Genomic DNA, 20,654 nt, shown 5'->3' with positions numbered 1-20,654 from the left:
TACATCGCCCAAATGCCTTAATTTTATTATAAGAATATTCAATTAGATATCTCTTTTAATTTTGCATACTTGACAAAGGTATAATAGGAATAAAGGATGGCTAAGACCAAACCTTTGGCCCCGTCCAAGAACCCTTTTTGAAGAATCCACATCTTGAAAAAGGTATATTTGGTCCTGAAAAGGATCTCCGGCCAGGAGACCTTTTTACCTTCCTGCAGATACTGCCGGGCCGAAAGATCGGAATAGCGGTCCATCCGTTTGAGATAATCGGAAATGGAGTCATAGGTATAATGTTCCAAGGGGGCTTTCAGTGTTCCCACCTTACCTTTGACCACTACCTGTTCATGGACTTCCCGCTGAGCAAAAGAGCCGGCCTCTTTTTGGTAAAGCCGCAATTGATAATTCGGGTACCACCCGCCGTGCCGGATCCATTGGCCACAGAAAAAATTTTTTCTGGGGATCTTAAATCCTGTGTAGAGAGAGCCCTTTTGAATGGCCGATACTATTTCTTCTTTCAGTTCAGTGGTGACCCGCTCATCGGCATCGATATTCAAGATCCAGGGTCCCTGAGCCTTGTCCTGAGCCATATTTTTTTGCCGGGCAAAGCCCTGCCAGGGTTCCTGAAAAATCTTATCGGTGAACTCCCGGGCTATCGAAAGCGTTCGGTCTTGGCTTTCCGAATCCAAAATGATGATCTCATCGGCAAAGGCCACGCTTTCCAGACAGCTTCGCAGGTTTTTCTCTTCGTTCTGCGTTATGATGGTAACCGACAACATTTCTTAATAATAAGATTTCTTTATTGTATCCTTATTTCCCGCCGGTCCATGGTTTGGCCTCTTCGATCAGCATGATGGGGATGTCGTCTTTGATTTCATAGATGAGCCGGCATTTTTCGCAGATCAAACCGTCTTTGGTCTCATTCAAATAAATGTCCCCTTTACATTTGGGGCAAGCCAGGATTTCTAAAAGTTCTTGACTGATGGCCATGGGAGACCTCCTATTTTTATAAAATTTTTCCTGCCAAAATCACTTGGGCTTTATTTTAGCATATATTTTGCCCAACCGGGGATGGGAAAATATAAAAATGGTTTTTCGCAGCCATCGAAACCCGGCATCCCTGACGGTTATCCGCTTAAGCCGCAACAGATCGCTCCCCAATTGATTGAGCCCTCTTTCCGTGGTGCAAAGTGCCGTAAAACCCACTTCCTGGGCGATAGCGATGCTCTCCCGGCTGTAGCGGCCTCCAGGCCAGCAGAGACAGGTGCTCTTTTTGCTTAAATGGCTTTGGATCGCCTCCCGGCAGCGGCCCAAATCTTCCTTTAAAGCCGGAGTATCTTGATATAATTCTTTGTTATGGGAATGGGTATGGGATTCAATTTCGATCAGGCCGCTCTCCTGCATCTCCTTCGCTTCCGGCCAGGTCAGAGCGATTTGGTGCCCCCGGCCCTGGGCGATCAGTTGATTGCCTTGGTGATGGGGGATCACCTCCCTGGTCCGGTCTGGGTCTCTTTCCTCGGATATCCATCCAGTGACCACGAAGATAGTCGCCTTGAGGCCGTATTTTTTTAAAACTGGAAAGGCAAAGTCATAATTATCCCAGAAGCCGTCATCAAAGGAAAGGACCACGGATTTCCTGGGCAGGGTTTTTTCCCCTTGCATCCATTCCACCAGCTCGGAAATAAACAGGGTATGATAGCCTTTTCGGTGCAAGAAAGACATCTGTTCTTCAAAATGATTCACCGAGACGGTCACCATATCCCCTTCCAGGGGATTTACATGGTGATAGGTCAAAATGGGGACGGCCTTGGTCATACTATACAGTCCTTTTTTCCTTAAACACCTTTAAATAAACCTGATAAACCTGCTCGGCCATTTGAGCGGCGGTATATTTTCCAGCGATCAATTCCCGGGCCTGTTCGCCCATTCGGGAGGCAAGGGCTTTGTCATCAAGAAGCCTTATGACCGCCTCGGCCAGGGCCTGGGGATCTTCCGGAGGGATTAAGAGGCCGTTAATGCCCGACTCTATAATTCCGGGGATGCCTCCGACCTGGGTGGCCACCATCGGTTTGGCCATGGCCATGGCTTGAAGAAGAAATTGGGGCACTCCCTCAGCCTGGGAGGAAATTACCCCGATATCGGTTATTGAAAGCATTTCGGGGATATCGTTCCTATGGCCGGTCATCAAAAAAAAAGGCTCCATCTTGTGCCGCCGGAGTTCTTCCTCAATCAGGTTCCGTCTCGGCCCTTCTCCCACAAATAGAAAACGGGCCTGGGGATATTTTTTAAGAATAATCGGGGCTGCGGCAATAATCAATTCATGTCTTTTCTGAGCCCGCAGTACCGCCGCCAGGGTGATCACCAGGGCCTCGGCCGGCAGCCCCAGTTCCTTTTTCAAGGTAACATCAGGAGGGCGGGGGCAAAACCGGTCCGTATCCACTCCGGTGGGAATGGAGTAGACACGATCTTCCGCCAGATGATATCCATTTATCAGGGTCTGACGGATCTGCTCCCCGGTGGTAATGACAACATCCGGCAGGGAATAAACCTTATTCAACGAATGGGTTTTCGCCGGAACCGAAATATGCCGGGTGCGTGCCAAAACCGGCACACCGGCCCATTTCCCGGCTATTGAGGCCACCCAACTGTCGACCGAGCTGTGCGTATGCAGGACCTCGATTGCTTTATCTTGGATAATTTTTTTTATTTTCAAAAGGGCATAACCATCAAAGGTGTGTCTGATCTTCAAAGGGATGACTTCAATCCCCTGCTTTTTCGCCGTCATAAGTAACGGGCTTTCGGGCGGAGCAAGTAAGGATACCTGATGGCCTTGTTTCAGGTGCTGATGGACTTCCAAAAGGATGCGCATCTCCTGCCCGCCAAAACCCTCGGACCATTCGGTGTGGAGTATTTTAAATCGTTTATTCATGAGGGTGTTTTCTACTTATTGTCCTTCCCTCGGCCAGGGCTTATAGGGCCTGGTCTTCCAGCGTTGATGGACCCAGAAATAATGATCCGGATACTGCCGGGCCATGGCTTCAATCACTTGGTTGTATTGGGCCGTATTTTCTTCAATTTCCTTGGTCCGATCCCCAAAAGAAAGCCAGGGCAGCGGCGGCTTGAATTCTACCCGATATTGCCCCTGGCCCTCGTAGACTATAAAAACCGGTACCACCGGAACCTCGGTCTTCCTGACTAACAAGGCCAATCCTTTATTGGTACAGGCCCTTTTATTAAAAAAAGGCACAAAAACCCCGTCCTTCCAATCGATATTCTGATCCAACAGGATAGCCAAAATAGCCCCTTGATTTAAGACCTGGATCAGACGCCGCATGGACTTTTCTTTGGTGACACATTGATTGCCGCTCCTGCCGCGAATAGTGCTGACCAATTTTTCGGCCGGTTTGAAGTCCAAAGGCTTAGTCACCAGATAGGAGGGTTGTAAAAAATAACCACTGCTTACGGCCAGGAGTTCCCAGCACCCGAAGTGCCCTGTCAAAAAGACCACGCCCTTGTGCTGGGCAACAGCCTGTTCAAAATAATTAAGCCCTTCAAAACGGATATAAGAAGCCAGTCTTTCTTTATCGTAACGTATCAAATAACAGGCCTCAAAAAAATGACGTCCCATACTTTGAAAGCTCTTTTTGGCTATCGCTTTTCTTTCCTCCGGACTCTTTCCATCCCCAAAAGCAATGGACAGATTATTTAATGCGATTTCTCGGCGTCGTTTTAATACCCGAAAGAGTACCCAACCCACACCGTCGCCGAACCGGAGACCCAGGGGCCGCGGGACCCAGGAAAGCAGGTAAACCAGGCTGTAAAGGATGATGTACATAATAAAAGATAAGAATCCAGGAATCAGAATCCAGAATTTAAAAACTTATCAATCCTGTCAAACCAATTTTTTTCACTCCGAACTCCCCACTCCTAACTTCCCAACATGGCCCGGACCGAATCCAGCACCTCACCCACCTCTATGGCTTCCATGCAATCATAACGGTCCTGACAGAGAGGCTTTTTATTACAAGGGCTGCAAGGCAATTTTTTATAATGAATCCGGTGATAATCGCCATAAGGTCCGGTCCACTTGGGGTCATCGGCCCCGCAAAGGGCGATGACCGGCAATCCCAGACCTACCGCCAGATGAAGCGGTCCGGTGTCGGCCCCGATAAGCAGCCGACATTGGGTTATTGAGGCCATTAATTGCCGCAGAGATAGTTCTCCCACGGTATTGATTACATTTTGGGGAAGTCGGGGAAAATACGGTTTTATTCTTTCCCGGTCTTTTTCGTCTCCCAAAAGGACTATTCGAATATGGGGAAGTTTAGAAATTTGCTCGGCTAAAGCCACCATTTTCCGGATGGGCCAGCATTTTTGGGGAAACGAGGCCCCGACTTGAAGGCCTATGAGTCCCACCCCTTCAGGTACCCCAAAGCTTTTGAAAAATTCTTTGGCCCAGGTTTTTTCTTCTTCCCTAATACCGATCACGAATTTCGGGGGTTTTCTCTCGGCCCCTAAAAATGCAGCCACCTTCAAATTTCGGTCTACGGCATGGAGATCTCCACCCTCCGGCAGTCTTTTCGAGATCAAATAACTGAGCTCTTTCAGACCGGAACAACCGATTCGATGAGGGGCCCAGGTCATCAGGGACATTAACCCGGATTTGGCCAGGCCTTGTAAATCGATAGAAAGGTCGATTTTAAGACCCCTTAAAGACCTTCTAAGATCCAGGAGCAATTTTAAGACCTGGCCCCATCTCCTGTTAGAGATCGAGGCCTGGAGCTCTCGCCGGGGATAGATGACGACCGAATCCAAGAGCGGATGGTTCTCCAACAAAGAGGCACAGCGGTCTTCCACCACCCAATGGAGCTTTAGAAAAGGGAAGGACTCCCTTAAACTTGAAGCCACCGGCAAAGCATGGACCACATCCCCAAGTGAAGTCAACTTGATTAAAAGGACCCGCCGGATTTGGTGGGTTTCAATAAAGTTTAAGGACTGACTGAGCTGTTTCAAAGACATGGTCGACCTCAATGGCCTTCATACATTTCAAGTCAGGGCAATTTCTTTCCCGGCAAGGGCTGCAAGCCACTTCCTTTCTAATGATCCGGGCCCTGGAGCCATAGGGTCCGGTTAGTTCGGGTCTGGTGGGACCTATGATGACTACTGCCGGTTTATTAAGAGCCGTGGCCAGATGCATGGGGCCGGCCTCATTTCCCACAAAAAGATGGGCCTTCTCTAAAAGGGCGACTAATTGTTTTAAACTTAATTGCTGAACCAGATTGATCACCGGCACCTGAATTAAAGAAAACAATCTTTGAAAGAGTTGCTCTTCTTTACTGCCCCCTTCGGCGCCCCCGACAATAACCAGGTGAACAGAAAGCCCCTTTTTAAGTCTATTAACCAACTCGGCAAACCGTTCCACCGGCCAACGGCGTGACAGCCAACCGGCTCCGGGATGAATGACAATCAAAGGGGCCGCTTTCTCATAGCCGGCCCGGTCCAATAAGACGTCCATTTCCTCTTGGTGGGACGGGGTGATCTTAAATTTAAATTCCGGGTGATCCCCTGGCCCCCCAAGATAACGGACCACAGCCAAATTCCGTTCCACTGTATGGATATCCCCTGGTCCGGGATGGATCTCTTTCGAAAAGAGGCCGCTTAATTCCTTCATACCGGTGGTATTAGATGATCCGATTTTGTGCCTGGCCCCGGCCATATAAACCAGGAGGGCTGATTTAGCCAGACCATGGAGATCCACCGACAAATCAAAGGACCGTTTTCGCAAGTCCTTTTTTAACTGGCTCAAACTCCGCCAGATCCAGGGCCATTTTTTTTCCTTTAAGGCCTTTTCAATGGCTTTAAAGGGGATGACAATAATTTCATCCAGATCAGGATGATCTTCCACTAATTCTTTACATCTCTCATCCACCAGCCAGGATATACGGGCTTCAGGATAGATCTGCCTCAGTCCGCTAAGGGTAGGAAGGCTGAAGACAATATCACCAATCCGGCTGGGTTGAATCAAGGCGATGCGCCGGATTTTTTCCAACTCAAAAGGCGGCCTATTTAAAGGTGAAGTCATTAAAATCATGTTATTTCATCAGGTCCCTTGGGGGCACCACAAAAAATGGAAATGGGATCAGGGGTCGGGAAGCACAACAATTCATGAAAATGGCTTTTGCCGGACCCCGACCCCCGACCCCTGATCCCGTTTTTCATACTTGCAACCTGCATCTTGAAACTTTATTTTAGAACTAAACCAGCTTCTGCCCTTTCATTTGTAAAACCGTTTCCCAAACCTCATCAACGGTTATGACATCCATGCAGGTAGGCGTTTCAGGGCAAACTTTTTTCAAACAAGGACTGCAAGGGAAATCTTTCTTGATCACCCGGCTGATCCCTCCCCAGGGACCGGTTCGCCTTGGATTGGTTGACCCGAAAAGGGCCACCAGGGGGATTTGCAGAGCCGAGGCCGCATGCATCAATCCCGAATCATTACAGATCATCAACCGGCTTCTTTGAATCAGGGCCAGGGCCTCTTCCAACGTAGTTCTTCCGATCAGGTTGTGGTAATGGATACTCTCCTTTGGGGTTCCGGACAGGGTATCGGTATTCGTCCCCAATAGAATAACCTGGGCCTGCCATTCTTTTTTCATTCGTTCCGCCAATAATTCAAACCGTCCGAAGGGCCAGCACTTGGCCGAGCCATAAATGGCCCCAGGGGCCAAGGCTATCAAAAAATCGGAAGGGCTTATCCCCAGGGATTGTAACCGCGATTCGGCTCTCTGTCTACCGGATAGAGGAACAGTCAGGCCCAAGGGGTTTTTTCCCTCAGAAGGGAATTCAAAAATGCCAAGGGGCTCCAGGAGATGAAAAAAAAAGGGGACCTGATGCTCTTTTAGTCTGGCCTCATTAACCCCAAGCGGGTGGGACAATAAAAACCATCTTCCTTCAGTAGTATAACCAATACGAATAGGAATACGGCTTAAAAAGGAGATCAGGGCCGATTCAAAAGAATGGGGAAAATGGACGACGCCGTCAAAGCCTTGGGCTTTTATTGCCTGGGCCAATCTCCATTTACCCCCCAACCCTTGGTGGATCCCCGGCTTCTGGTAAATCAACACGGCGTCGACATCCGGACTGGCCTGGAACACAGGCGCCACCCACGGTTTAGCCAAGACCGTAATCTTTGAATGGGGGAAGTGTCTTTTTATACTACGAACAACCGGTGTAGTCAACAGGGCATCGCCCAACCAATTGGGGGCCCTCAGCAAAATCTTATCTAAGAAGGGGACGTCCTCTTTCCTCATGCCTCACGCCTCATGCCTATCTTTTGATCCAGCCATTCCCAAAATGCCGGTCCCTGGATTTCGACTTCAATCCCCAAAACCAGGACCTGTAAATCGGCCGCTTCCCATTGCCCCAACTTTAAGGCATCCTTCTCGGTCGTTACCAACAGATCAATCTCTAAGGAGCGGCTTTGCTTTTCCATTGCCCTTTTGTCTTTCTCCCGGTAAAAATGATGATCCGGAAATTGTACCAGCCTAACCGGATCGGCCCCCAGTTGCTGCAGGCTGAAACGCAAGGATTCGGGATCAGCCAGTCCGCAAAAAGCCAGAAGCCGTTTCCCCCCCAGCCAGGCTGGATGGAAGACCTTCTGGTCAGGATACCTCCAGAGAACCATGGGTTTGTGTTCGGAAAAAAAAACCGGGGTGGCGGGAGTCTGGAAACGAATTTGCTCAACCAAATCCTTTCTCCTGGAAGGGTCCAGCCTTTCACTATGGGTGATCAGAATACCATCGGCCCTTCGGATTTCTTTTTTCGGTTCTCGAAGAAGACCTAAGGGAAGTAACCCTTCGGATCCAAAGGGCTGATGGGCCGGCCAGAGTAAGATATCGATCTCCCGCCTTAATCTGAGATGTTGAAAGCCGTCGTCCAGAATAACCCACTCGGTTTGCCACTTCCGGGCACAGAGCATGCCTGCGCGGTAGCGATCCTTTCCGATCACCACCGGGACTCCCGGTAGTTTTTGGGCCAGTAAGTATGGCTCTTCCCCTCCTTCTGCAACGGTACCCAGTAGAGACCTTCCATCGGAAATGACCGCCCCGGTATTGGACTTTGTTCCGCGGTAGCCGCGGCTTAAGATCGCCACTTTAATGCCTTTTCTTTGTAAATAAAGGGCCAGCAAGGCCGCATGGGGGGTCTTTCCGGTACCGCCGGCCGTCAGATTACCCAGGCTGATCACCTTCAGGGGCAGGCGGCGAATCGGCAGGAGATGGAAGCGAAAAAGGGCCAAACGAAACCGCACCCCTGATCCATATAAAACGGACCCAAACCAGATCAGGGGAAACAGCAGTTGTTTTATCCGGGAATGTCTCTCCATGTTTAATAAGTTCTTACAAAGTATATCTGAGGATTTATCTCTAACATTTTTAATAAGCGAGCTTGTTACGATGCAAAGAATCCAGAATTCAGAATTCAGAATCCAGAATAATGGTATATCTTTTATTGGGGTTGTTACTCATTCTGAATTCTGAATTCCAAAATTTCAAATACCTATGGATAGACTCTTTCAAAGCATCGTCTGCCGAGCTGGAAATTACCTTCGGCCTTTCTTCCCTAATTCTTTTATCCGGTCGATTAAAGTGTTGAGAGCCGTCATCCAGCGCATTTCTTTTTCTTTCCAGGTAATCCAGAACATATAGCCGCCCAGGCTTCCGACAATGAGATTGGGAAGCCATAACCCGATCATAGGGGGCAAGCTGCCCTTTTCCCCCAGACTAAAGGCCAGGGACAGGATCAGGTAATAAATAAAAAAGACGGTCCCCCCAAAGACCACAGCCCAGGCCCTTCCGGATAAGCGGGATTGGAGTCCCAGGGGGAAGGCGATCATACCAAAAACGAGGCAGGAAAAAGGGAGACTGAATTTTTTATAGTATTCTATTTGATAAATATAATATTTTTTCTCCCCCGGTGAAGTCTTTCGGATCTTTTCTTTCAGCTCATGGAGATACATTTCGGTCTCCGATCTTTCCCTTTTTTCCTGGGCCGATATCATCTGTTCCAGAGGCAAGATCAGATCGTAGGTCTTAAAATTGATATTTTGGGCGCTTTTGGAACTCAGTGTTACATTGTAAATGATTCCGTCTTCCAGATGCAGGTTAAGGGACCGTTCCTTGGGATTGGGGATCAGCCAACCTTTTTTAGAGACGATGGTTTGGGGGACATCCTTTTGACGGTGGTCGAAAATAAAAATATCTTCCATTTGTCCTTCGGAACTGACCTTTTGAATATAAAAAACCAGATCCTTAAACTCGTCATTGAAGACCCGTTCTTTTAAGGTTATTTTGGCCTGGACCACGGCCAGATTAAAGATCAAATTTTTTAGAGAGTGCTCGCCCCAGGGTTGGGCCACCATAGCCATAAAACTGGTCAGGAAATAGGCGATCAGGCTCAAGGTAAAGACCGGTGGGAGGAGTTGGAAAAAACCAACTCCGGAAGCCTTCAGGGCGGTGACCTCGTTGTCGCTGGATAATCTTAAAAAACCCAGCAGAATGGAAATAAAAAAGGCCATGGGGATAATATAGACAAAAAGAAAGGGAAGGGTATACCCCAACAATCGGGCAATGTCCCAAAGTCCCACCCCTTTCTGAACGATCATTTCAATCAACTGCATCAAATTCCCGATCAGGAAGATCAGCGTAAAAACCAGGACGGTAATCCCGAAGGGGGTCAGGATTTCTCTTAAAATATACTTGGAAATGATTTTCATGGGCTTAATTGGAACAATAAAAGAGCCTGAATTTCTTTGCTACCTGTCCTTGCCGAACTATCGGGATCTCCGAAACGAATTCCACCCGACTGAAAAGGGATCGGGCCTTGGCTTGATCCTGTTCACAATTCTCAGGGGTACAGACCAGAATGGCCCCTTTGCGTTTTAATTCGTCGAGGGCGACCCAGATGTTTCGCTTTGATTTACCAAAGCTATAGGGGACCGGATGCTGCGGAGTATAAAAAGAAACCGCCCCGCCTAATTGGTAATCATCGGTTACGACAAAAACCCTGCGTTGGCCGGGGAAATAGCGTTCATAGCTCTGCCCAACGGCCGGACCTAATTGACGCCAGCCCCGCATTTCCAGGGACCGATCATTTTTGTTTTCAACAGGAAGAAAGGGATGAAGGGTATGGGTGGCGATCAGACTGATCGGTAACCAGGAAGTGGCGAAAATAAGGCCCCCGATCCAAATGGCCTTTCTGGCCGATTCTTTAGAAAGTCGATCCGAAAAATATTTTCCTGCCAGGATAGCCCCAAAAGGCCAGCCGATATCGGTCCAGGTGGGATCCGAATATTTTCCCCTAAAAGCGGCCAGTCCAAAAAACAGCACCGGGACAACCGTCAGGAGGACCAGATAGGCAAACCGATCCTCTTCTTTGAATTTTTTTAGGCCGGCCCAAAGGCCTTTTAGAAAAAAGAAAAAAAGGACCGGGCCCAGGATCAGGGGCTGCCCGAACCAGAACCCGAGCACTTGATTCCAATTCTTTCCCCCGGTCAACCCTTTTTCCAACTGGCCCTGAATGGAAATCCACTCATGGGTCATATTCCAATAGATAAAAGGGGAGAAAACGATCAGCCCCAGCAATAGGGCCGCATATAAATGGGGGTCCCGCAGCACTTTCCGTCTCTCCCTGGAAAACAACAAAAAGAGCAGACCGGAAAAGGGGAAAAGGATGGCCGTCACCTTGGACAGCAAAGCCAGGCCTAAAGCCAGCCCGGCGAAGTAATAGGCTTTATTGTTTTCTTGTTTATAGCCGTTCCAGAACCCCAGGGCAGCCCAGAGAAAAAACAGGATGAGAACGGTATCGATGATGAAGATCATACTGCCCACGGTAAACATGGGGGTGGCCTCCAGGCACAGGACGCTTAAGAAGGCCGTTCGGGTCTCAAAGGTCTTCCGGGCTAAAAGAAAAATGCCCAGGAAAGAAAGAAGGGTAATGGACTGGGAACCGATCTCCATGGCCCATTGATTATTGCCCAGAAAAAAAGTATAAAAGCGAATGACCCAGGCGATCATCGGGGGGTGTTCATAATACCCCCAGGAGGGATATTGGGACCAAACCCAGTGATCGGCTTCATCGGGGTGAAGATCCAACGCCATGCCCAAAGAAAACCAAATCAGGAAATGGAAAACCAATAGACCATAAAAGGCCCGGAGGTAAAATCGCTCAGTCTCAGGATTCATGGATGGCTCCTAATGCGAATGGCCTGGCCCGATCTTTAAGCGAGTCGAGATTCGCCGAGATAGCGCCCATCGGAAAGGTCTGAAGGAGTCTTTCAAATTTTCGGAGGGTATTTCCCAGATGCAACGATACCCAGCGGGCCTTTAACCTCCGGGTTTGATTTGGAGACCTTTTCCAGAGGTCCCAGGGATGAAAGTAATAGAGATTGATTTTGTTCCCATGGGTTCGCCGGTCCCCTATTTTTTGGATTACCCGAAAAGGCCAGAGATTAAAATAAACGCCCCCCGAATAGGCCAGCCGGAAAGGCCCCAGCCTGGTTATGGAAACCGGAATTTCCAGAAGACCCAGTTGCCGTTCCCGAACAATAGGATAAAAGGGGTCCGACGGGGCGGTCGGAAGCCCGTAAAGAAAATTTTTTATGGGAAAAATAGAGGAATCGTATTGAAATCCGAAAGATTCCAAGATTTCCAGGACCCAGATATTATCCAAATTAATTGACCAGGATGGGGCCCGAAAACCCAGAGGATGGTTTCCTGTGACCTGTCGAAAGGCCCTTATGGATCTTTCCAGTTCATTTTTAAACTGATCAGGGGTTTTTTGCGTCAACAAATCATGCTCCTGGCCGTGTAAGGCCAGTTCCTGCCCCTGCGCCACAATCCATTCGCCGATGGCCGGTTTTTTTTCCAGAAGACGTCCCAGGACAAAAAAAGTCCCTTGAATGCCCCTTTCTTTACAATACCCGGTTAGTTTTTTGGTTTGATCAAACAAGACTTGATGATCTTCTTGCTGATCAAAGACCATAAAGTCGACTACCGGATAATTGATATGGTACCAGTCTTCAATATCAAAGGTTAGAAGATTTAAGGCTTCCGGAGTTGGCTCCTTTGAAGCTTCCAATGAGGGATGATTTTTCATTGTTAAAAACGATGGAGAAGGTGCCGTCTACGCATTTTCATGGACCCTCTCCTTGCCGGAAAGTTCTTCGACTTTGTCCCGCAACAAGGCGATCTCCTGGGCCAGGAGCCTTTTTTTAGATTTATAGTCGGAAAGTTGAATGGAAACATGGATCAGGATAAAAAGGGTCACTATATTAAAAAACAAAAAGAGGGCTGAAGGCCCATAGTCGATTCCCAACCAATGGGCTACCTTATCCATAACCGGATGAAAAAAGGAGAGGGCCAGAAAAACCCCGGCAATGCAGATCCATAAAAAGGAATATTCTTCGATCAGCAGCCTTCGACGGACCAGAGAAAAAATCCAGATCAACAAAAATACCGATAGAAAGAAGGTGCTGACTTTCAATAACAAAAAATTCATTAGGTCACCTCCGCGAATGCTGGTTAAAGGAAAGGATCGAGGTTAGAACCCTGACCATATAATAAATACTCCTCAGGGGGGTGATGGAAGAAGACCCTCCGGTCCGGCTACGCATCCGGACCGGGACTTCCATGATAGAACACCCCCGGCTTTTAAGATAGCCGATCGATTCCGGTTCCGGATATTCCCCCAGATAAGTTTCAGACAGAAGTTTTATCGCCCGCTGAGAATAGGCTCTGAACCCTGATGTATTGTCTATTATCTTCTGACCGACGACCAGGGCATTGACCCATTGGAACATTCGATTACCGGCCCGCCTCAACCAGGAGCCCCGATAGCCGGTATGCTCAATAAACCTGGAGCCGATTACCAGGTCGGCCTTTTCTTCTGAAAGGAACCGAAGCAACCCGGGCCCTTCCTCGGCCGGATGCTGATGATCGCCGTCGATCTGGAGGGCTTCTGAATAATTGCGCTCGCAGGCATATTTGAAACCCGTTTGAACCGCGGCCCCGATGCCCATGTTAAAGGGATGATCGATTACCTTGACCCCCGCGCCTCGGGCCAGAAAGGCGGTTTGGTCCGTGGAGCCGTCGTTGACCACCAGGATATCGGCCTGGGGGATATGAACGCGAATATCCTCAATAACCCGCAGGATATTGGCCTCTTCCTGATAGGCCGGGACGATGATGAGCGTTTTCTTCATAAGCTTTCCGGATCAGGCCAGGACCAATTGCCTGATCAATCTCCCCCCCAACCATTGGGTCACCGGAAGGGGCAACCGGGGCCAGATCTTCCGGGCCAGAGAAAAGGCCAGGGACTTCTGGGCCTGGCCGATCGAAGGGGCAGGCCTTTCTCCATTACATAAAGGATACTGATAAATGAGGTTCTTGGGCTTGGCCTTCCACTGGCTTTTAAAAGTAAATGTCCCGGAATCGACCTGACTCCGGCAGAAGTCGAATTTCCGGTATCCTTCCTCCCAGGCCTGACGGATAGCCGAATAGTACAATAATTGATTGGGATAAGAAGCCTGATGTTCCACCAGGCTGGCCACGTACGGGGCACTGCAGGTGTCCATAAATTTGAACAGGACCATTCCCCCTAAAGGTTTGCCCTGGTTATAAACTATAGTCAGTTGGGCCTGACGGGTAAATACCTCGAAAATCATCTCAAAATACTTTTTGGGATAAACCGGAAAGAGAAGCTCCCGCATTCTTTTAGAAAAAACTCCATAGAAATCCGACAATAGGGCTTCTCCCCGGCCGGTTCTGATAGTCAGACCGGCCTTTTGGGCCTTCTTCACCTGTCTCAATCGAGGAGCGATCTCTTTTTCATAACGGGCCCAATCCTCCGGCAGATCAAGGACCATCTGGATATGTTCATCATTGGCAGAAAAAATAAGGGGGATCCGGTCAGCAGCCAATTCCCGCAATTCGACAAATCCGGCCTTTATTTCCCGGGCCTTTTCAATGGACCGGCTTATCATGATTTCCCGGATCTCTTGATCAAGAGCACATATTCCGGCCCGGGTCATATAAGGCAAAGAAATAAGATAGGAACCTCGCCCGATCCAGGGGCTTTTCATATAAACCAAAGGACAAAGGCCCCGGACTTGCCCCTCTTCTTCTACCATAAGATAATAGGTTTTCAGCCTCAAGGCCTTTTCATAGACTTTCCGCCAGCCATATAGCAAAGAAAAAGAAATCTCCGGAAACCGGCTCAGGGCCTGGTCCCAAAGGTTTTCTCCTTCATCAATGTTCAGCCAGCGGATTTCCATTGGTTATCGATTTAATCCCTTCGTTCAGGTGATTTCCCCATTTTCCCGGAACTGTATTTCGTACAGCCTTTTATATTCTCCGCCCAATTCCAAAAGCCGGTCGTGGTTGCCCTCCTCCACGATTCTTCCCTGGGATAAAACAAGGATCCGATCGACATTGCGGATGGTCGAAAAGCGATGGGCAATGATAAAAGTAGTCCGACCCTTCATTAAATTTTCCAAAGCCCTCTGGACCTCGGCCTCGGAATCCGAATCCAATGAAGAAGTGGCCTCATCCAGAATCAATATCGGGGCATCCTTGAGCAAGGCCCGGGCAATGGAAATCCGCTGCCGTTCGCCTCCGGAAAGACGCACGCCTTGTTCACCGATCAAGGTGTCCATTTTCTCCGGCAGGCGCTGGATGAAATCATAGGCATAGGCGGCCTGGGCCGCCCGGACAATATCGGCTTCCGTCTTATCAAAAGATCCATAAGCGATATTATTTCGGACCGTATCATTAAACAAAATGGTCTGCTGGGTAACAATACCGATCTGCCGGCGCAAAGAAGCCTGGGTGATCTCTTTGATGGGTTGTCCATCAATCAAAATTTCCCCCTCGCTGGCTTCATAAAACCTGGGGATCAGGTTGACCAGCGTGGTTTTACCGCCTCCACTGGTGCCGACAATGGCCACGATCTCTCCGGCCTTGACCGTAAGATCGATGTCCCGGAGGACCCAATCGTTTCCATAGCCAAAGGATACCTTTCGGAGGACAATCCCCTGCCGGATTCCGTTGATGGCTTGGGCTCCTGGTTGATCCTGGATTTCCGCTGGCATATCCATGACTTCAAAAACCCGGATCGCCGCCGCCATCCCTTGTTGGATCGTGTTGTTGACCCCGCTTAAATGCTTAATCGGTTCATAGAGCATCAACAGGGCTGTCAAAAAAGAAAAGAACGTTCCCGGCGTGGAATAGCCTTTAATGACATTATGTCCCCCATACCAGATAATGGAAGCAATACCGATTCCTCCCAGAAATTCCATGATGGGAGAAGACATGGATTTGATCGAGACATCCTTCATGGTCAATTGAAAAAATTTCCGGACCCGCTGCCTGAAGCGCTCAATCTCAAAGTCCTCGGTGCTGAAGGCCTTGACGATCCGGTTTCCGGACAGGGTTTCATGAAGATGAACGGATATCTCGGCCATCGTCTTTTGACTTTGGGTACTGATCTTTCGGAGTTTCCTGCCGAATTTTACAATGGGCAACACTGCGATCGGGAGGACCAGCATGGCCAGGATGGCCAACTGCCAATCACGATAAAAGATAACGCCTACCAGGCCCAGGATGGTAAAGGAATCCTTGAGAATCCCGGTCACCGAATTGGAAACCGCCCCTTGAATCAGATTGACATCGTTGATAATCCGGGACATGAGCAGGCCGGTTGCGGTTCGATCGAAATAAGAAAGGGAAAGTTTTTGCAAATGCGCATAGAGGGCCTCTCTTAAATTGGCAACGATCTTCTCCCCTACAAAACTCATTAAATAGGATTGCCCGTAAGCGAAAAACCCTTTAACGATGTATAAGAGGATAATAAAGGGCGGCAGCAAAGAAAGGGTGGATATTTTTTTCTGGAAAAAAATATCATCCAGGACCGGCTTGACCATAAAGGCCATCAAGGAGGTAATCCCGGCTACCACCAGCATACAAACCATGGCAGCCGACAATCGGGACCAATAGGGTTTAATGAGTTGGATAAGTCTTTTGGTGATCATCATTTCTAATTAATCATCTCCAGGGCCATTTGCGCCACTCTGCGGGAAGCGCCGGAGGCCCCCAATTTATTTCGAACAACTAAAAGTTCTTCCCGGGTATTCTGATAATATTCGGCATTCTCCAGGTATTGTATGGATCCCTCAATAATAGCCTCCGGAACTGCCTCTCCTTGAATATATTCCGGAATGATTTTTTTTCCAGCCACCCAATTCACCAGTCCGACAAAAGGGACATCGATCAAATGTCGGGCAATCCAATAATTGACCGGTGTGACCTTATAGACAATCAGGATCGGGATGCCTAAGATAGCGGCTTCCAGGGTGACCGTGCCCGAGGCCACAATGGCCTGCCGGCAACGGGCCAGGGTCTTCAGGGAATCCCCGGTTGCCAGCTCGATTAAAACGCCCCGATCTTGATAAGGCCGGATTTTTTCCTGGATGGTTCTGGAATCCAGGGTATTGGCTACAGGGAGGACAAATTGGACCTTTGCACCAAAGCGCCGGGTTAATTGGAAAGCGGTTTCCAACAGGACCGGCAGGATGGTTTTTATTTCCGTCGGCCGGCTTCCGGGCAAGAGGCCGATGAGTGCCCGTTCCTGATGGTTAACCGGAAACCGGGCGACCCCTTCAGGAAAACTGCTTTCCATCCGGTCCAGGAGCGGGTGCCCGACAAATTCAACAGGGACACCAAAGGATTTATAAAATTCCACCTCAAAAGGAAGTATAACCGCCATCCGGTCCACATCGCGAGCAATGTTTTTTACCCGCCCGGAACGCCAGGCCCAGACCTGGGGGCTGATATAATACAAGACCGGTATTTTTTCCTTATGGGCGGCCGTGGCCAAGCGAAGATTCATATCCGGATAATCGATCAGGATGATTAAATCCGGTTTCCGGTCCCGTAAAGCCTCCTTAACTGTTTGATAGGCCTTCCATAAATGAAAAATTTTGAACACTACCTCAGTAAAACCTACCACATTCAAAGGGGGGGGGTAGACCATTTCGACACCCAATTCCCTTAGAAGCGGTCCCCCGAGTCCGAACAGAGCCATCGGCTCACCCGATTGTCTAAGGACTTTAACCAAAGAAGCCCCATGGAGGTCTCCAGAGGCTTCTCCGGCGATAATGCAAATTTTTTTGATCGCTGGCTCCTTAAACTGAATGATGCAAAATTAAAAAGATGAAGAGGACCGTTAAAACTGGAAACCGGTAGTGCTTAATCAAAGGACGAAACGCATTCCAATTCTTTTAAGAAATCAAAGGTCCCTGGAGATTGATTGATTATTTTAAAGTTCTTTTGAATTTCCTGATTGATCCAGAGGGCCATGGCCAAGGCCTTCTTGCCTTCCTCCCCGCAGACCACCGGGGTGGAGCGGGTCCTGACGGCCTCAATAAAAGACCGAAGCTCCATCTCCAGGGCGTCACCGGAATCGGAGGTCCCATTTTCAGAGATAAACTGAGGCCGGATAGAAGAACTTCCCTTATCCGGTTCCAGCCGGACTACTGAATAGGATTTTTTCCCGAAATCCAAAGAAAGGTAGGCTGCCGGCTGGAAGATTCTCATCTTGCGCATTTCCTGGAGGGAGATCCGGCTGGCGGTAATATTGGCCACACAGCCGTTTTCAAACTGGATGCGCACATTGGCGATATCCACCCGAGGGGAAACCACCGGAACACCCACGGCTTGAATCTGTTGGGCCGGGGATTGGACCAGATGCAATATCAGATCCAGGTCATGGATCATCAAATCCAGGATCACATCCACATCAATGCCCCTGGCCTTGAAAGGGCTCAATCGATGGCTTTCAATAAACAAGGGGTTCTTAATATGGGGTTCGGTCTTCAAAAAGGCCGGGTTGAATCGTTCCAAATGCCCGATCTGCAACAGGCAATCTTTGGTCCCGGCCAGGGAAATCAACTCTTCCGCTTCCGACAAGGATTGACTGATCGGTTTCTCGATCAGACAATCGATTTTTTGATTAAGAAAATCCTTGGCCACCGGTGTGTGGATGGTAGTCGGCACGACTATACTGACCGCCTCGACTTGGGGAATCAATTGGCGATAATCTTCAAAGCAGGGGATACCGAATTTGCGGGAGAGCGCTTCCCGCCGGTCTTGATGAATATCGGCAATGCCGACCAACTCCACATCCGGCATCCCGGCGTACTTTTCCACATGGTATTTCCCTAAATGTCCAACACCGACTACACCGACTTTTATTTTTTTCATTTCCCTTATGACATCTACAATTAATTAAAAAAAAATGATTTCAAGTGTCGTGCTTCGTTGCCCCGGATCTTCGATTCCGAGTTAATCTACATCGAGACAATCGTTATCTTATACTGATCTGCCAATCGAATGGTTGCCTCCCGGTCAAAAATCAAGGTCTTATGGGCCTCGATGGCTAAAACATCGGCCTTGACCTCGTGCATGGTCTGAATAGTCTGCTCTCCAACCGCCGGCAAATCAAACCGTAAGTCCTGAAAAGGTTTGCTGACCTTTATGACCACGGCCTTTTCCTGGGCCAATTGTCCCCCCCGGCGAATGGTCTCATCCGTTCCTTCAATGGCTTCGACTGCCACGACCGCCCCATTCCGAACCACCAGACACTGTCCGATATCCAACTTTCCCAACTCCTTGGCTTGAGCCCATCCGAACTCAATGTCCCTTTTTTCCGCCGCAGATGGGCTCCGTCTGGTTAAAACCCCCTGGGGAGCTAAAAGAGAGGGCAGAAAGACCGTGGAGGGAAAAACCTGAAGCCCTTCCTTTTCCAATTCGGTGGCTACTGTTCTTAATATAAAGTCATCCTTCCGATGTCCCATTTTGGCTAAGACCAGAAGCCCTTTCAAATCAGGCCGGACCTTGGAAAACATCTTTTTTTTATCTATCCCCCCGGCCATGATGACTTCCCTGACCCCTTCATTTTTAAGAATCCGGATGAGCTTTCCAAATTCTCCCAGACGGATCCAAAAAATTTTTTCCACCAGGGATTCCAACTCCGGTTTCGTTTCTCCCTGATGGGCTACCGCAACCACCTTCTTTCCCTCTTCTTGGGCAGCCCGGGCAATTAAAATAGGGAAGTTGCCGCCGCCGGCAATCAAACCGATAGGGCCGGGCTGGGTCATTTGCGGGTTATGCCTCGTTGGGAGCTTCGAATAAATTCCAAAAACCGTTTGATTTCCGGAAAGGGGGGGACCTCTTTCTCAACCCGAAGAATGGCTTCCTGAATAGTCAGGTGGGACCGGATCACAATTTGATAGGTCTTTTTTAAGGCCATGATGACATCATTGGTGAACTCATGACGGGTCAAACCGATAATGTTTAAGCCGAACAGTTTGGCCCTTTCCCCGGCGGCGATGACATAAGGGGGGATGTCCTGAACGATCCCGGTTTTCCCACCGATATAGGCATAGGCACCTACCCGGACGAATTGATGGACCGCCGCCAACCCTCCGATAAAACAATAATCTTCCAAAACCACATGGCCACCCAAAGTAGCCACATTGGCCATGACAATCCCGTTGCCCAGGTGACAATCATGGGCCACATGGACATAACCCATTAAGAGGTTCTGGTCGCCGATGGAAGTAATTCCGCCGCCGCCGGGTGTTCCCCGATTAATGGTGACATACTCGCGAATGACATTTTCATCTCCGATCACTACCTCGGTTTTCTCTCCTTTAAATTTTTTGTCTTGCGGAGGAGTTCCGATGGCCGCAAATGGAGAGACAGTACAGTTCTTTCCGATGCGGGTATGGTGGTCGATATAAACATGGGGCCCTATTTGTGTACCGGAATCAATAAATACATCCCCCTCAATGACCGTATAGGCTCCGACGGAGACCGCCGGTCCTAATTCGGCTCGGGGATCCACAATGGCCGTTGGATGGATTAATACTTGGGACATTATGCCTCCTCGCCGGTCGGGGTCTCTTTATCGTCGGCAATGGCCGCGGTGAGTTCCGCTTCGGCTACCAAATTTTCCCGGACAAAGGCCTTTCCCTGCATCCTCCAGACCCTTTGTCCCCGGCGTAAGGCCGTTAATTCCAGGATCAGTTGATCCCCAGGAACCACCGGTTTCCTGAATTTTACCTTATCCATGGCCAGAAAATAGATCAGTTTTCCCATCAGATGCGGGGTGGATTTGTAGGCCAGTATTCCTCCGGCCTGGGCCATGGCTTCAACAATTAATACCCCGGGCATGATCGGTTTTCCTGGAAAATGTCCTTGAAAAAGGGCTCATTGACCGTCACATTCTTCAAACCGATCACCTTTTCATTTACGGTAAAATCCAGAATCCGGTCTAACAGTAAAAAAGGATAGCGATGGGGCAAAATCTGTTGGACTTCCTCATTACTGATCTCCATGTTCTTCCTTCCTCCCCTTTTCGGTCTCGGCCTCTAAGAGACGAATGCGATCTTCCAAAGACCTTATTTGTTTGGCCATCTCGGGTAATCGTTGAATAAGGGTCCGGGTCCGCAAATAGGTCTGATGCGGCATGGTCGGGTTGCCCGAAACGATCTCGCCGGCCGGAATGGATTTAGCCACCCCGGATTTCCCCCCCACCTTAAC

At 49.1% G+C, this 20,654-nt stretch carries 21 protein-coding genes and 1 pseudogene; all 22 read right to left on the bottom strand.

The genetic code is table 11. The annotated features are described in order from the left end of the window. Positions 1 to 38: 38 nt before the first annotated feature. The 22 genes and pseudogenes from HY879_02285 to HY879_02180 all read right to left on the bottom strand — a co-directional run bounded on the left by HY879_02285 (position 39) and on the right by HY879_02180 (position 20,630). Positions 39 to 776 carry a glycosyltransferase family 2 protein gene (locus HY879_02285; protein MBI5602161.1) on the bottom strand — a complete coding sequence of 246 codons (738 nt, stop codon included), beginning with the start codon at positions 774 to 776 and terminating at the stop codon, positions 39 to 41. Between the two features lie 31 nt (positions 777 to 807). Beyond that, entirely contained in the window at positions 808 to 987 is a 180-nt protein-coding gene (locus HY879_02280) for a Trm112 family protein (protein ID MBI5602160.1), read from the bottom strand. A gap of 39 nt (positions 988 to 1,026) precedes the next feature. After that, entirely contained in the window at positions 1,027 to 1,812 is a 786-nt protein-coding gene (locus HY879_02275) for a polysaccharide deacetylase family protein (protein MBI5602159.1), read from the bottom strand. Position 1,813: 1 nt separating this feature from the next. Then, positions 1,814 to 2,926, bottom strand: a complete 1,113-nt coding sequence (locus tag HY879_02270) for a glycosyltransferase family 4 protein (GenBank protein MBI5602158.1) — start codon at positions 2,924 to 2,926, stop codon at positions 1,814 to 1,816. A 15-nt stretch (positions 2,927 to 2,941) separates the two neighbouring features. Beyond that, the gene (locus HY879_02265) at positions 2,942 to 3,832 is read right to left on the bottom strand and encodes a lysophospholipid acyltransferase family protein (GenBank protein MBI5602157.1); all 891 of its coding nucleotides are present in this window, start codon (positions 3,830 to 3,832) and stop codon (positions 2,942 to 2,944) included. A 92-nt stretch (positions 3,833 to 3,924) separates the two neighbouring features. Then, positions 3,925 to 5,016 (bottom strand): glycosyltransferase family 9 protein, encoded by a 1,092-nt coding sequence (locus tag HY879_02260; GenBank protein MBI5602156.1) that lies wholly within the window; start codon positions 5,014 to 5,016, stop codon positions 3,925 to 3,927. After that, the gene (gene waaF, locus HY879_02255; protein ID MBI5602155.1) at positions 4,976 to 6,079 is read right to left on the bottom strand and encodes a lipopolysaccharide heptosyltransferase II; all 1,104 of its coding nucleotides are present in this window, start codon (positions 6,077 to 6,079) and stop codon (positions 4,976 to 4,978) included. The genes HY879_02260 and waaF (HY879_02255) overlap by 41 nt, the downstream gene beginning before the upstream one ends. Positions 6,080 to 6,251: 172 nt before the next feature. Further along, positions 6,252 to 7,307, bottom strand: a complete 1,056-nt coding sequence (gene waaF, locus HY879_02250) for a lipopolysaccharide heptosyltransferase II (GenBank protein MBI5602154.1) — start codon at positions 7,305 to 7,307, stop codon at positions 6,252 to 6,254. Continuing rightward, entirely contained in the window at positions 7,304 to 8,380 is a 1,077-nt protein-coding gene (lpxK, locus tag HY879_02245; GenBank protein MBI5602153.1) for a tetraacyldisaccharide 4'-kinase, read from the bottom strand. The genes waaF (HY879_02250) and lpxK overlap by 4 nt, the downstream gene beginning before the upstream one ends. Before the next feature lie 216 nt (positions 8,381 to 8,596). Continuing rightward, complete coding sequence (lptF, locus tag HY879_02240) at positions 8,597 to 9,769, bottom strand: LPS export ABC transporter permease LptF (GenBank protein MBI5602152.1); 1,173 nt, start codon at positions 9,767 to 9,769, stop codon at positions 8,597 to 8,599. A 4-nt stretch (positions 9,770 to 9,773) separates the two neighbouring features. Beyond that, a complete protein-coding gene (locus tag HY879_02235) occupies positions 9,774 to 11,237 on the bottom strand; it encodes a glycosyltransferase family 39 protein (GenBank protein ID MBI5602151.1) in 1,464 nt (487 codons plus the stop codon). Beyond that, positions 11,227 to 12,132 (bottom strand): polysaccharide deacetylase family protein, encoded by a 906-nt coding sequence (locus HY879_02230; protein MBI5602150.1) that lies wholly within the window; start codon positions 12,130 to 12,132, stop codon positions 11,227 to 11,229. Before HY879_02230 ends, HY879_02235 begins: the two co-directional genes overlap by 11 nt. A gap of 45 nt (positions 12,133 to 12,177) precedes the next feature. After that, the gene (locus HY879_02225) at positions 12,178 to 12,552 is read right to left on the bottom strand and encodes a DUF2304 domain-containing protein (GenBank protein ID MBI5602149.1); all 375 of its coding nucleotides are present in this window, start codon (positions 12,550 to 12,552) and stop codon (positions 12,178 to 12,180) included. 4 nt (positions 12,553 to 12,556) lie between these two features. Further along, a complete protein-coding gene (locus HY879_02220; GenBank protein MBI5602148.1) occupies positions 12,557 to 13,255 on the bottom strand; it encodes a glycosyltransferase family 2 protein in 699 nt (232 codons plus the stop codon). Between the two features lie 12 nt (positions 13,256 to 13,267). Then, positions 13,268 to 14,326, bottom strand: a complete 1,059-nt coding sequence (locus HY879_02215; protein ID MBI5602147.1) for a GNAT family N-acetyltransferase — start codon at positions 14,324 to 14,326, stop codon at positions 13,268 to 13,270. Positions 14,327 to 14,350: 24 nt separating this feature from the next. Beyond that, complete coding sequence (gene msbA / locus HY879_02210; GenBank protein MBI5602146.1) at positions 14,351 to 16,084, bottom strand: lipid A export permease/ATP-binding protein MsbA; 1,734 nt, start codon at positions 16,082 to 16,084, stop codon at positions 14,351 to 14,353. A 2-nt stretch (positions 16,085 to 16,086) separates the two neighbouring features. Further along, positions 16,087 to 17,247, bottom strand: coding sequence for a lipid-A-disaccharide synthase (lpxB, locus tag HY879_02205; GenBank protein ID MBI5602145.1), 1,161 nt, complete (start codon positions 17,245 to 17,247; stop codon positions 16,087 to 16,089). 50 nt (positions 17,248 to 17,297) lie between these two features. After that, on the bottom strand, positions 17,298 to 18,311 hold the full coding sequence (locus HY879_02200; GenBank protein MBI5602144.1) for a Gfo/Idh/MocA family oxidoreductase: 1,014 nt from the start codon (positions 18,309 to 18,311) through the stop codon (positions 17,298 to 17,300). A gap of 86 nt (positions 18,312 to 18,397) precedes the next feature. Beyond that, the gene (gene lpxI, locus HY879_02195) at positions 18,398 to 19,207 is read right to left on the bottom strand and encodes a UDP-2,3-diacylglucosamine diphosphatase LpxI (protein MBI5602143.1); all 810 of its coding nucleotides are present in this window, start codon (positions 19,205 to 19,207) and stop codon (positions 18,398 to 18,400) included. Continuing rightward, positions 19,204 to 19,989, bottom strand: a complete 786-nt coding sequence (gene lpxA / locus HY879_02190; protein MBI5602142.1) for an acyl-ACP--UDP-N-acetylglucosamine O-acyltransferase — start codon at positions 19,987 to 19,989, stop codon at positions 19,204 to 19,206. The genes lpxI and lpxA overlap by 4 nt, the downstream gene beginning before the upstream one ends. Beyond that, positions 19,989 to 20,449: pseudogene (gene fabZ, locus HY879_02185) on the bottom strand (3-hydroxyacyl-ACP dehydratase FabZ). The gene lpxA and the pseudogene fabZ overlap by 1 nt, the downstream one beginning before the upstream one ends. Continuing rightward, complete coding sequence (locus HY879_02180) at positions 20,436 to 20,630, bottom strand: hypothetical protein (GenBank protein MBI5602141.1); 195 nt, start codon at positions 20,628 to 20,630, stop codon at positions 20,436 to 20,438. Before HY879_02180 ends, fabZ begins: the two are co-directional and overlap by 14 nt. Positions 20,631 to 20,654 lie beyond the last annotated feature (24 nt).

The sequence above is a fragment of the Deltaproteobacteria bacterium genome, assembly GCA_016219225.1.
In the GTDB taxonomy this organism is placed as follows: domain Bacteria; phylum Desulfobacterota; class RBG-13-43-22; order RBG-13-43-22; family RBG-13-43-22; genus RBG-13-43-22.
Note: the sequence above shows the minus strand (reverse complement) of the source record. Positions and strands in the feature narration are given on the sequence as shown.

What these genes read in the sequence shown, in the direction of transcription:
- lptF (MBI5602152.1), bottom strand. Translation starts at nt 9,769, where the DNA reads ATGAAAATCATTTCCAAGTATATTTTAAGAGAAATCCTGACCCCCTTC.
- HY879_02275 (MBI5602159.1), bottom strand. Translation starts at nt 1,812, where the DNA reads ATGACCAAGGCCGTCCCCATTTTGACCTATCACCATGTAAATCCCCTG.
- HY879_02265 (MBI5602157.1), bottom strand. Translation starts at nt 3,832, where the DNA reads ATGTACATCATCCTTTACAGCCTGGTTTACCTGCTTTCCTGGGTCCCG.
- HY879_02215 (MBI5602147.1), bottom strand. Translation starts at nt 14,326, where the DNA reads ATGGAAATCCGCTGGCTGAACATTGATGAAGGAGAAAACCTTTGGGAC.
- HY879_02260 (MBI5602156.1), bottom strand. Translation starts at nt 5,016, where the DNA reads ATGTCTTTGAAACAGCTCAGTCAGTCCTTAAACTTTATTGAAACCCAC.
- HY879_02220 (MBI5602148.1), bottom strand. Translation starts at nt 13,255, where the DNA reads ATGAAGAAAACGCTCATCATCGTCCCGGCCTATCAGGAAGAGGCCAAT.
- HY879_02285 (MBI5602161.1), bottom strand. Translation starts at nt 776, where the DNA reads ATGTTGTCGGTTACCATCATAACGCAGAACGAAGAGAAAAACCTGCGA.
- HY879_02280 (MBI5602160.1), bottom strand. Translation starts at nt 987, where the DNA reads ATGGCCATCAGTCAAGAACTTTTAGAAATCCTGGCTTGCCCCAAATGT.
- lpxI (MBI5602143.1), bottom strand. Translation starts at nt 19,207, where the DNA reads ATGACCCAGCCCGGCCCTATCGGTTTGATTGCCGGCGGCGGCAACTTC.
- HY879_02225 (MBI5602149.1), bottom strand. Translation starts at nt 12,552, where the DNA reads ATGAATTTTTTGTTATTGAAAGTCAGCACCTTCTTTCTATCGGTATTT.
- msbA (MBI5602146.1), bottom strand. Translation starts at nt 16,084, where the DNA reads ATGATGATCACCAAAAGACTTATCCAACTCATTAAACCCTATTGGTCC.
- lpxA (MBI5602142.1), bottom strand. Translation starts at nt 19,989, where the DNA reads ATGTCCCAAGTATTAATCCATCCAACGGCCATTGTGGATCCCCGAGCC.
- HY879_02270 (MBI5602158.1), bottom strand. Translation starts at nt 2,926, where the DNA reads ATGAATAAACGATTTAAAATACTCCACACCGAATGGTCCGAGGGTTTT.
- HY879_02200 (MBI5602144.1), bottom strand. Translation starts at nt 18,311, where the DNA reads ATGAAAAAAATAAAAGTCGGTGTAGTCGGTGTTGGACATTTAGGGAAA.
- HY879_02235 (MBI5602151.1), bottom strand. Translation starts at nt 11,237, where the DNA reads ATGAATCCTGAGACTGAGCGATTTTACCTCCGGGCCTTTTATGGTCTA.
- lpxK (MBI5602153.1), bottom strand. Translation starts at nt 8,380, where the DNA reads ATGGAGAGACATTCCCGGATAAAACAACTGCTGTTTCCCCTGATCTGG.
- waaF (MBI5602155.1), bottom strand. Translation starts at nt 6,079, where the DNA reads ATGACTTCACCTTTAAATAGGCCGCCTTTTGAGTTGGAAAAAATCCGG.
- waaF (MBI5602154.1), bottom strand. Translation starts at nt 7,307, where the DNA reads ATGAGGAAAGAGGACGTCCCCTTCTTAGATAAGATTTTGCTGAGGGCC.